The sequence below is a fragment of the Nonomuraea deserti genome (genome assembly GCF_004348685.1).
Taxonomy (GTDB): domain Bacteria; phylum Actinomycetota; class Actinomycetes; order Streptosporangiales; family Streptosporangiaceae; genus Nonomuraea; species Nonomuraea deserti.
Genome location: NZ_SMKO01000026.1, coordinates 56859 through 67709, shown reverse-complemented (window position 1 = coordinate 67709; position 10851 = coordinate 56859). Strand labels below are relative to the sequence as shown.

General features: G+C 73.5%; 10 protein-coding genes. 6 read left to right on the top strand and 4 right to left on the bottom strand.

What is annotated here, in order from left to right:
• Both E1292_RS13520 and E1292_RS13515 read left to right on the top strand, forming a co-directional pair.
• On the top strand, positions 1-523 hold a 523-nt coding region (locus E1292_RS13520), incomplete at its 5' end, for an oxidoreductase C-terminal domain-containing protein (protein ID WP_165974517.1).
• A 29-nt stretch (positions 524-552) separates the two neighbouring features.
• Complete coding sequence (locus E1292_RS13515) at positions 553-1764, top strand: cytochrome P450 (protein WP_132595483.1); 1212 nt, start codon at positions 553-555, stop codon at positions 1762-1764.
• Between the two features lie 130 nt (positions 1765-1894).
• Here E1292_RS13515 and E1292_RS13510 read toward each other — a convergent pair whose 3' ends face one another.
• A complete protein-coding gene (locus E1292_RS13510; protein ID WP_132595482.1) occupies positions 1895-2416 on the bottom strand; it encodes an LppU/SCO3897 family protein in 522 nt (173 codons plus the stop codon).
• Between the two features lie 70 nt (positions 2417-2486).
• Between E1292_RS13510 and E1292_RS13505 the strand changes: the two genes are divergently transcribed.
• From E1292_RS13505 to E1292_RS53680, 3 genes are all read left to right on the top strand, one after another.
• Positions 2487-3482: an endonuclease/exonuclease/phosphatase family protein gene (locus tag E1292_RS13505; RefSeq protein WP_220446807.1), complete on the top strand. Its 996-nt coding sequence runs from the start codon at positions 2487-2489 to the stop codon at positions 3480-3482.
• A gap of 174 nt (positions 3483-3656) precedes the next feature.
• The gene (locus E1292_RS13500; RefSeq protein ID WP_132595480.1) at positions 3657-5000 is read left to right on the top strand and encodes a hypothetical protein; all 1344 of its coding nucleotides are present in this window, start codon (positions 3657-3659) and stop codon (positions 4998-5000) included.
• Between the two features lie 36 nt (positions 5001-5036).
• The gene (locus E1292_RS53680) at positions 5037-5399 is read left to right on the top strand and encodes a hypothetical protein (protein ID WP_246090095.1); all 363 of its coding nucleotides are present in this window, start codon (positions 5037-5039) and stop codon (positions 5397-5399) included.
• 6 nt (positions 5400-5405) lie between these two features.
• Here the strand turns inward: E1292_RS53680 and E1292_RS13490 are convergent, their stop codons facing one another.
• Positions 5406-6137 (bottom strand): class I SAM-dependent methyltransferase, encoded by a 732-nt coding sequence (locus tag E1292_RS13490; RefSeq protein ID WP_132595479.1) that lies wholly within the window; start codon positions 6135-6137, stop codon positions 5406-5408.
• Positions 6138-6486: 349 nt separating this feature from the next.
• On the opposite strand from E1292_RS13490, the gene E1292_RS13485 reads away from it, so the two are divergent.
• The gene (locus E1292_RS13485) at positions 6487-7245 is read left to right on the top strand and encodes an alpha/beta fold hydrolase (RefSeq protein WP_132595478.1); all 759 of its coding nucleotides are present in this window, start codon (positions 6487-6489) and stop codon (positions 7243-7245) included.
• 56 nt (positions 7246-7301) lie between these two features.
• On the opposite strand, the gene E1292_RS13480 is transcribed toward E1292_RS13485, so the two are convergent.
• Together E1292_RS13480 and E1292_RS13475 are read right to left on the bottom strand one after the other, a co-directional pair.
• Positions 7302-9299: a SpoIIE family protein phosphatase gene (locus E1292_RS13480; RefSeq protein WP_165974516.1), complete on the bottom strand. Its 1998-nt coding sequence runs from the start codon at positions 9297-9299 to the stop codon at positions 7302-7304.
• 62 nt (positions 9300-9361) lie between these two features.
• A complete protein-coding gene (locus E1292_RS13475; RefSeq protein WP_132595476.1) occupies positions 9362-10840 on the bottom strand; it encodes an alkaline phosphatase D family protein in 1479 nt (492 codons plus the stop codon).
• Between the last annotated feature and the right edge of the window lie 11 nt (positions 10841-10851).

Genomic DNA, 10851 nt, shown 5'->3' with positions numbered 1-10851 from the left:
GGTGACGGGCGTGTGCCTGGACAGCGGCGAGGTGCTGGCGGCCGACGTGGTCGTGGTGGCGATCGGCGCCGACCCGGCGACCGGCTGGCTCGCGGGCAGCGTCCTGCGGCTGGAGGACGGCGTGGTGTGCGACTCCCGCTGCCGGGCGGCCGAGGGCGTCTACGCGGCCGGCGACGTGGCCCGCTGGCACCACGACGGGCTCGGCACGTCGCTCCGGCTGGAGAACCGGACCAACGCCACCGAGCAGGCCGGGATCGTCGCGGCCGGCATTCTCGGCGAGGATCGCGCCTACCGCCCGGTGCCGTACTTCTGGACCGACCAGTTCGACGCCAGGATGCAGGTGCACGGAACGCCGTCCGGCGAGGCGACCGTCGTGGAGGGGGACGCGGCAAAGCGCCGTTTCGTGGCGCTCTACCGCGAGGGCGGCAAGGTCACCGGGGTGCTCGGCTGGAACATGCCCAAGCAGGCCCGCCTGCGCCGCCAGGAGATCGACGCGCTTGCGGGGCTCACCGCGGCCCGGTGACCAACCACTGTGGAAGGACAGATCACACGATGACGGCTATTTCCGATGAGACAGGGATTCCTGAGTTCCCGATGGACCGGGCGGCCGGATGCCCGTTCGACCCGCCGCCGCAGCTGCGCTCCAGGCAGGAGGAGGGCCCGCTCACGCGGGTCCGGCTCCGGGACGGCAGCACGCCATGGCTGGTGACCCGGTACGCCGAGCAGCGGGCGCTGCTGGGCGACCGGAGGGTCAGCGCCGACGTCACCCGTCCCGGCTATCCGAGCCCGGCCAGGATCAGCGGCGGCTCGTCCATCGGCTTCATCCTGATGGACGACCCCGAGCACGCCCGGCTGCGGCGCATGGTGACCGCGCCGTTCACGGTCCGGCGGGTCGAGGCCATGCGGCCGGACGTGCAGAAGATCGTGGACGACCTGATCGACGAGCTGCTGGCCGGTCCGAAGCCGGTGGACCTGGTCGAGGCGTTCGCGCTGCCGGTGCCCTCGCTGGTGATCTGCCGGCTGCTCGGGGTGCCGTACGACGACCACGAGTTCTTCCAGGACAACAGCAAGGTCGTCATCAAGCGGGACGCCACCCCCGAGCAGCGCGCCGGCGCCGTGGGACGGCTGGCCGCGTACCTGGACGGCCTCGTGGGCGACAAGCTCGCCGCGCCCGGCGACGACCTGCTGTCCCGGCTGGCCGAGCGGGTCCAGGCCGGGGAGCTGTCGCGGCAGGAGGCGGGACAGATGGGGGTGCTGCTGCTGATCGCCGGGCACGAGACCACCGCCAACATGATCGCGCTCGGCACGCTCGCCCTGCTGGAGCACCCCGACCAGTTCGACCTGCTGCGCGGGGCCGGCGACCCCAAGCTGGTCGCGGGGGCCGTGGAGGAGCTGCTGCGCTACCTGCACATCACGCACAACGGGCGCCGCCGGGTCGCGCTGGAGGACATCGAGATCGCCGGCCAGGTCATCCGCGCCGGCGAGGGCCTGATCCTGGCCAACGACATCGGCAACCGCGACCCCGCCGCCTTCCCCGACCCCGACCGGCTCGACCTGCGCCGCGAGGCCAGCCACCACGTGGCCTTCGGCTTCGGCCTGCACCAGTGCCTGGGCCAGTCGCTGGCCCGGATGGAGCTGCAGGTCGTCTACGGCACCCTCTACCGGCGCATCCCGACCCTGCGGCTGGCGACGGACCTGGAGCGGATCCCGTTCAAGCACGACGGGTCCGTCTACGGGGTCCACGAACTTCCCGTGACCTGGTGAACCTCGCACGTCCCCGGCCACCGGCCCGCAGGCGCGCCGGCCGGTCGAGCTCGCGCGGGCCCCGACGACGCCGCGGCCCGCCGTACCCCGCTACTCGCGGTCCGTGGCGACCAGGGCCCGCCTTACCGGGTCACACGCGGTCGGTGCAGATCGTGAGCGGCGGATCCGGGTAGACCAGGTAGACCGGGCGGGCCAGGTCGTTGCGCACGGGGTAGGCGGCGCCCTCGCCGCACAGCTCCTTGTCGGCGCTCCCGTCGACCCGCTTGACGATCCGGTACGTCGCCGAGGGCCCGCACGCCACCTTGGTCGCCTTGCCGGTGGGGAAGCCGACCTCCTGGTGGAAGCAGTCGCCCACCTCGGCGTTCAGCGTCAGGCACAGATGCCAGCCGCCGCCCCTGACGTACCCGCTGCTCGCGTAGCCGTAGGTGGTGCTGCCGCACGACCGCTGGCCGCGCTTGAGCCGCTTGGCCACCCGGTACGCCGCCTCCGGCGCGGCACAGCCGACGATCCGGAGATCTGTGGTCTTCTTCCCCTCCCCCACCGCCGCCAGGCAGTCGCCCGGCTGCGCCCGCGACGGGTCGTTCTCCGCGGCGCATCCGGCGAGGACCGACGCGCCGATCAACGCCATTGCCACGATCTTGCCCTTCACCACCGTCCCATCTTGGCAGCAGCCCGGACCGGATCCTCATCTTCGGTTAAGAATGACCGTTTACCGTGCGACTGTGCTGGTTCAACAGGACGTGGAGGCGGCGACGGAGGCGCGGCCCCGTCGCCGCCGGGTGCGGGGGGCGCGGCCGGTCATCGGAGTGGCCGTGCTGTTCGCGCTGGGAACGGCCGTCCGGGCCGGAGGGCTGGAGTCGGGCGTCTTCCTGGTGCCGATGGTCTCTTTCACGCCCTATTTCGCGGTCGCGGCGCTCGCGATGCTGGCGCTCGCAATCGCCGTGCGCAGCAGGGCCGCCATCGTGCTCATGCTGGCGGCGTGCACGTGCCTCATCTGGTGCGTGGCGCCGCGGACGCTGGGCGGGCCCGGCTCCGCAGAGGGGCGGCCGCTGCGGGTGCTGACCGCCAACCTCAACGGCGGCCGCGGGGACGCCGCCGTGCTCGTCGACCTGGTGCGCCGGCTGAACGTCGACGTGCTGAGCCTTCAGGAGGTGACCTGGTCGGCCCGCGCGCGGCTGGCCGCCGCCGGGCTGCCGGCGCTGCTGCCGTACCAGGTGAGCCGGCCGATGTTCCGCGGTCCCGAGGGCAGCGGCGTGTACGCGCGCCACCCGCTGCGGGAGCGGACCGGCCTGTTCCAGCCGGTCGGGCACCACATGCCGGTGGTGGAGGTGGCGCTGCCCGGCGGCTCCGCCGTGGAGGTCGTGGTCGTGCACCCGGTCGCGCCCGTGCCCTCGACGGTGCCGGAATGGCACGCAGGGCTCGCCGCGCTGCCCCCCGCGCCTGCCGCCGGCCCGCCGCGCATCCTGGCCGGTGACTTCAACGCGACGCTCGACCACGCCGTCTTCCGCCGGTTGCTGGCCACCGGCTACACCGACGCGGCGGCGGCCACCGGGCAGGGCCTGGTGCCCACGTGGCCGAAGGGCCGAGGGCTGCCCCCGCTGGTGGCCATCGACCACGTGCTGACCGACGGCCGGGCCGGCGCGGTCGCCGTCCAGGTGCACGACCTGCCGGGCTCCGACCACCGGGCGCTCTTCGCCGACCTGCGGCTGCGGCCGTAGCCGGCCGGTCCCCGAGAGCGGTCGCCAGCGCTTCTCGCAGCAGGCTCCGGGCCGGGTGAACTCGTCGAGGTCAGGCTCTGCATGATTTGCCCGGTTTTAGACATGCATATGTCCCCTTTGCGGAGCACCGGGCAGTGAGCCAGAGGGCTGCGACAAGCCACCCAAGGGGAGGACATGTCCGATAACTTGCCGGAATCGGCTGTACGCCGCCCGGCACCGCCTGAGGCGAACTCGTCAGGCGGCGCCGCGGACCCGGACGTGTACCTCGACGTGCCGATCGTCAAGGTCGACGAGATCAAGCTCGAGGTCGAGGACCTGCGGGCACGCGTGTCACTGGACGCGGATGTGCTCGACCTGCTGCATCTGCACGTCGGGGCGGACGTCGCCCTGGGCCGGGTGAACCTCGAGATTCTGGGGGTCGAGGCGCAGGCGCTGCTCAAGGTCCGGCTCGACAACGTCGCTCTGATCATCAGGGACGTCCTGGAAACGATCGACAACAATCCCCAGCTGATCGAGAACATCACCCGTGGGGTGGGAGCGGCCGTCCGCGACGTCGGCTCCGGCGCGGGACGGGCCGTGAGCGACGTCGGAGCGGGCGCCGGACAGGCCGTGGGCGACGTCGGAGCGGGTGCGGGACGAGCCGTGAGCGACGTCGGAGCGGGCGCCGGACAGGCCGTGAGCGACGTCGGAGCAGGCGCGGGCCGCGCGGTCGGCGACGTGGGCGCGGGCGCCGGACAAGCCGTCGGCGACGTGGGCGCCGGTGCCGGACAAGCCGTCGGCGACGTCGGCGCCGGTGCCGGACAAGCCGTCGGCGACGTCGGCGCCGGTGCCGGACAGACCGTCGGCGACGTCGGCGAGAGCACGGGTGCCACGCTGCGAGGCACAGCGGAACAGACGGCGAGCACAGCGGAGCAGGCGGCGGGCACCGCCGGTGGCGCGGCGCGAGAAGTCCCGGCCACCGCGCAACAGGCCGCAGAAGGCGCGCGAGGCGCCACCCCGGCGAACGCGAAACCTGCGGTGCCCTCGGCGGCCGAGCAGACCAGCGAGGACGAACAGCCACGCACGCCACCGGACGAAAGGCCGCGGGGTCAGGAGCCACAGGAGGAAAGACAGGACGAAGAGCCGCCGGTCCAGGAACCGCAGGACCAGGAACCGCAGGACGAAGAGCCGCCGGTCCAGGAACCGCAGGACGAAGAGCCGCGGGACGGGGAACCGCACGATGAAGAGCCGCGGGACGAGGAACCGCGGAACCGGCAACCGGAGGGCCAAGAACCACGGGACAAGGAGCAGGAAGGCGGCGACACACGAGACGAGCGAGGCAGCGCCGCACGTGACGAGGAGAGGGCGGAGCCGCGGAAGGGCAAGGCGGGTCGAGCCGGAAAGCCATCCGGTGACGAGCCGGGGAAACCGGCACCGACCACGCTCGGCCCCGCGCTGCGCGAGCTGGGGAAAGCCGCGCGGCGCGCAGGCGTACGCCGGCTACGCAACCTGGCTCAGAGCCGCGGCCGCAGGACATGACGGGACGGCAGCGGGACCGGAGGAGGCGGGACGGACGTGGGTGACAAGAGCCCCGGCAGGCGGCCAGGAGACCCGCTCGCCAGCCACCCCGGCAGGCAGCCGGGCGAACCGCGCGACGAGCGATCCGACAGGCGGCCCGACGCGGGGCTTGTCGATGCTGCGGACATCGTCTTCTCCGCGACGGTCCGCGCCGACAGCGTGGCATTCGAGGAGGCGCCTTCGGTGGCGGTCACGTTCTCCGGTGAGCCGGCCCACGAGTCAGGGTCCGGCAGCCGCCGTACGGGCCTGCCCGAACACGTCTCCGAGGGAGAGACCTACCGCGCGGTCCGCGTCGACTACGTCATAGCGGCCAGGGTCGTTGCCGACGAGACGCCGGCGCCGGACGAGGACGATCCGTGACCCGGCTCACTCCTCGGGCCGCTGCGCGAAGAACACGAACTCCCGCCCGGGCCGGTCCGGAGCCCCGCGAACTTCCTTCACCGCGTACCCGTGCTCGACCAGATCCGCCTCGACCTCGTCCCGCTCGCGGAAGCGCAGCGTCGAGTCCGACGTCAGCGTCGCGCCGTCCGCGGCGAACACCCACGTCGCCCGGAACGTCACCAGCGGCCCGCTGACGTCGATCAGGTCGCTCCAGCACTCGACGACGCCGATGCCCTCGATGTCGACCGCCTGGTACGTCTCCGCCCGATTCCACTCCAGCCACGCGCGCCGGGCCGGATCGCGGGTCTCGAACACGAGGTGCCCGCCGGGCCGCAGTGCGTCACGGACGCCCCGCAGCGTCCCCTTCCAATCCTGGGGCGCGACGATCGCCTGGGCGACGTTCCCCGTCATGGTCGCCAGGTCGACCCGCAGCGGAGGCAGGCCCGCCGCGTCACCGTGGATCCAGCGCACCCGGTCGGAGCCCGGTTTGGCGCGGGCGACGTCGAGCGAGCCGCCGGCGGGGTCGACGCCGGTCACCTCGATGCCGCGTCCGGCCAGCATCAGCGCGAACGTCCCCGTGCCGCATCCGACGTCCAGCACGCTTCGCGCGCCGAGTTCGCCGGCGACGGCGGCGTACACGTCGAGGTCGCTGCGGTCGGCGTCGAGATCGTCGTAGACGGCGGCCAGGCGCGGGTGTTCGAAGATGGCATCAGGCATGCGGCATACGATAAGCGAACGCCGGGGAGACCGGGCGGCGCGTCGGATCGGGGACCATGACCGGACCTGACCCGCGCCCGCTGAGGCATCTGTGCTGCGCGGAGGACGCGCGTCCGGTGCTCCGGCTTCGAGCAGGCGGCCGGACGCCCCACAACCCCGATCCGCCGGTCAGGCACGCGGACAACGCGGACATCTCGGTGATCGGCGCCCCCGCAGCGGGCGAAGGAAGGTGGGCGACTCTCTGCGGATCGGCCATTCTCGCCGGCACGGAGTGGGCGTCCCGTGGCGATGAGTTCCCGGCCGCGGCGGGGTCTTCATGGACGAGGACCACGCCACGGGGAGGAAGATCATGCGGGGAACCGTCCGATCCGCAGACGGAACGAGCATCGCCTTCGAACGGTCGGGGAACGGCCCGGCACTGGTCATGGTGGATCCCGCGGGCGGCTATTCAGGATTCGGCGCCCTCCGCGGGCTCGGGGCCGTGCTGGCGACGCGCTTCACCGTCTGCACCTACGACCGCCGGGGCCGGGGCGGGAGCGGCGACACCCCGCCGTACACGGTCGAGCGTGAGGTCGAGGACCTGGCGGCGGTGATCGCCGCAGCGGGCGGGGCGGCCTTCGTGTACGGCCTGTCGTCGGGAGGGCTGCTCGCCCTGCGGGCGGCGGCACGAGGGCTGGCCATCACCCGGCTCGCGCTCTTCGAACCCCCGGTGCGGGGCGAGGGGGAGCCGCCGGACACCGCGTTCACCGCGGAGCTGGCCGGTCTGGTGTCCTCCGGCCACCGCGCGGCGGCGGTCGACCGGCTCCTGACGTCCATCGGCGTGCCGCCCGAGCTGCGCGCCGAGCCGTCGCCGGCGCTCGAGGCCGTCGCCCACACCCTCGTGTACGACTGTGAGATCTCCGACGCGACCACGTTCCAGCTGATCAGGTCGGTACGGACGCCCGCCCTGGTGCTTGCCTCCAAGAGCAGCACCGGCGATCTCATCGACGGGGCGGCGGCCGTGGCGGCGGCGCTGCCCGGCGGAGTGCTGCGCGAGCTGCCCGGCGCCTGGCACGCGGTGCGGGACGAGGACGTCGCCGCGGCGGTGACCGCGTTCTTCCTGTCCTGAGCCCCGAACGGGCCCGCCCGGCGGCGGCAGGGCGGGAGGCGCCGGACACGCGAAGGTCAGGGAGGAGCGGTGCGCGTGCGGGCGATGAGGAGCGCGATGTCGTCCTCGGAGGGCGTGTCGTCCACCATCGTGCCGATCACCCGGGCGCACAGGTCGTCCAGAGAGAGGGCGGGTGCGGCCAGGGCGGTTCCAAGGCGCCGCAGGCCCGCGTCGATGTCGGCCCCGCGCCGCTCGACCAGGCCGTCGGTGTAGAGGGCGATCAGGCTGCCCTCGGCGAGCTCGACCTCGACGCGTTCGTAGGAGCCCAGCCCCAGGCCGACCGGTGTGCCGCTGGGCAGGCGGGCGAAGCCCACCTCGCCGGACGGGTGCACGATCGCGGGCGGCGGGTGCCCGGCACCGGCCATGGCGCAGCGCCGGGTGAGCGGGTCGTAGACCGCGTACACGCAGGTGGCTCCCGCGGTGTCGAGGGGCGCGTCGCCCGCGCCCGCGTCCTCCTCGGCCAGCCGCACGACCATGTTGTCCAGGAACGCGAGCACCTCGTCGGGCGGCAGCCCCTGGTACGAGAGCGTGCGCACGGCCGTACGCAGCCGTCCCATCGTCGCCGCGGCGTTGATGCCGTGCCCGGTCACGTCGCCGACCACCAGGGCGACCCGGCCGTCGCCCAGCGGGATCACGTCGTACCAGTCGCCTCCGACGGTGCCGATGACGTCGGAGGGCAGGTAGCGCCAGGCCAGGTCGACGGCGCCACCGCCCGAGAGGTTGCGCGGCAGGAGGTCGCGCTGCAGGGCCAGGGCGGCGGTGCGCTCGCGGGTGTACTGGCGGGCGTTGTCCAGGCTGAGCGCGGCGCGGGCGACCAGCATCTCCGCGAGGTTCAGGTCGTCCTTGGTGAACGGCGCGGAGTTCTCGGTGCGGACGAACACGGCGACGCCCAGGATGTCCCCCCTGGCCTGGAGCGGGACGATGATCAGGCTGTGCATCCCCGTCCGGCGGATGATCTCCGCCCGGTCGGGGTCGTCGTCGAGCCAGGTGCAGGGAGAGGTGTCCATCACGGGCTCGAAATGGGACCGGCCCGTGGACAGGACCGCGGTGAAGGGGGACGACGGAGGGACGAAGACCACCTCGCCCCTCCGCCAGAGGGACTCGGGGAACTCCCGGTGGATCGAGGACGCGCCCGCGCGGTGGAACACGGGGACGCTCACCTCGGTGGCGCCCATCCGGCGCAGGGGCTCGTCGTCGGGCAGGACGCGTTCGGACACGTCGACCGTGACGTAGTCGGCGAGGCGCGGCACGGCCAGCTCCGCGAGCTCCTGCGCGGTCTTCATGACGTCGAGCGCGCTGCCGATCCTGATGCTGGCCTCTCCGAGCATGGCCAGCTGGTCGCGGACCCGGCTGCGGCTCGTGTCCAGGGCCAGCGCGCACACGCCCAGCGGCCGCCCGTCGGCGCCGTCGAGGCGGTAGAGCGAGGTGGACAGGGTCCGCTCGGCGGGCTCGTCCTCGGACGCCCAGCGGCACTCGCGGTCGAGCACCGGCGTGCCGTCGTCGAGCACCCGCCGCATGGCTCCCGCCATGGCCTCCGCGTCGAAGCCCGGCGCGCTCACCTCGGGCCGGCTGCCGAGCCGGTAGTGGGGCAGGACGTCACCCAGGCGCCGGGCCGTCTCGTTGAGCCAGACGCACCGCAGGCCGGTGTCCCAGACGCCGATGGCCACGGGCGCGCGGCTGAGGATCGGCTCCGTCACCGGCGGGCCGTCCGCTGCCAGCGTCAGGAGCCAGCTCTCGCGCTGCTCCGCGGTGTGCAGGCGGACGCCATGGCCGTGGAGGAGGATCGGGCCGTCGTCGCGATGGCGGGCCGTGACGAGCCCGGACCAGCGCCCGCCGTCGCCCCGCGCGCTCCGGTCTCCCGGCTCCAGGAAGGCCGCGCTCGGACGGCGCAGGACCTCGCCGGCGTGGTATCCGAGCAGCTTCTCCGCGGCTTCCGTCCAGCCGATCACGATGCCCTCGGCGTCGGTCATCACGACCGCCGGGGCAACCGACTCGTCCCAGGGAACGGGATCCATCATCCTGATTGTAGCGGTGAGCTGCGGTGACACCGGTCGTGAGCACCTGCGGGGAGAGCCCGTCACGCCTGGCGGCGCAGCCCGTCGACGAGGTCGGACAGCGTGAACGTGGCCGCGGTCAGGGCCGCGGCTCCCGGCGTGCTCACGTAGGGGACGGTCATGAAGTCGGCGGTGAGCGCTCCGGGCGTGACCACGACCATGAGGTAGCCCCTGCGCCGCAGGTGGAACTTCAGGTGGGGGTTGGCGGCCAGCAGCGGGTCCGTGGCCGGATCGTCGTCGTGGCCGTCCCCGCCGCTGGCGATGGAGGTGACCGCGAGCTCGGCCCCGACGGGACGCGCGCCGGGATCGTCGTAGTCGAGGACGAGGTCGCCCGCCCAGTGCGCGTGCACGTCGCCGGTGAGCACGACGACGTTGCGCACTCCGGCCTTGACCCAGCCCCCGGTGATCCGCTGCCGGCTGCCGGTGTAGCCGTCCCAGGCGTCCTGCCTGACCAGCCGGCCCTCGCCGGGGTCGCGGTCGCGCTGGCCGAAGAAGACCTGCTGCCCGACGAGCTCCCACCGCGCCCGGGAGCGCCGGAACCCCCTGAGCAGCCAGTTCTCCTGGTCGAGGCCGATCATCGTGCGGGCGGGGTCGGCCGGCGCCGGGCACGAGCTGTAGCCCGCGCCGCACAGGTGCGGGTCGCGATACTGGCGGGTGTCCAGCATGTGCAGCGTGGCGAGCCTGCCCCAGCGCAGCCGCCGGTAGAGCTGGACGGCGGTGCTGCCGGGGCGGGCGGGCGAGCGCAGCGGCATGTGCTCGTAGTAGGCGCGGAAGGCCGCCTCGCGGCGCTGGGCCGGGATCAGGTTGGTCCAGTTGTTGACCACCTCGTGGTCGTCCAGGATGGCCGCCCACGGGGCGGCGGCGTGGGCCTCCCTCAGGTCGGGGTCGGTCTTGTAGAGCGCGTGCCGGCGGCGGTATTGGGCCAGGGTGACGGCCTCCGGCCCGTCGTGCGCGCGGACGTTGCCGCCGGGCAGGGCCACGTGGTCGCTGCCCTGCTCGTAGATGTAGTCGCCGAGGTGCACGATCAGGTCGGGGCGCTCGCGCGCCATCCTGGCGTACGCGGTGAAGTGCCCGTGCTGGTAGTTGGCGCACGAGCAGACGGCCACGCGCAGCGACCTGGGCATCGAGCCGGGCACGGGAGCGGTCAGCGCCCGCCCGGCCGGCGAGACGTAGGGGCCGGCCTTGAACCGGTACCAGTATTCCCGTCCCGGCCGCAGGCCGGTGACCTCGACGTGCACGCTGTGCGCCCATGCGCGGGACGCCACCTGCACGCCGTGGCGCACCACGTTCCTGCCCTCGGGGTCGCTCGTGACCTGCCAGTGCACGGGCACGGGCGCCGTGGGCATGCCGCCGAACCCGTCCTCGGCCAGCGGCTGCGGGGCCAGGCGGGTCCATGCCACGAACCCGCCGGGCTCGGGGTCGCCGCAGGCCACCCCCAAGGTGAACGGCTCGCCGAAAGCGGCGGACGGCACCAGGGACGGCAGGCCCGACGCCAGCCCCATCGCGATAAACG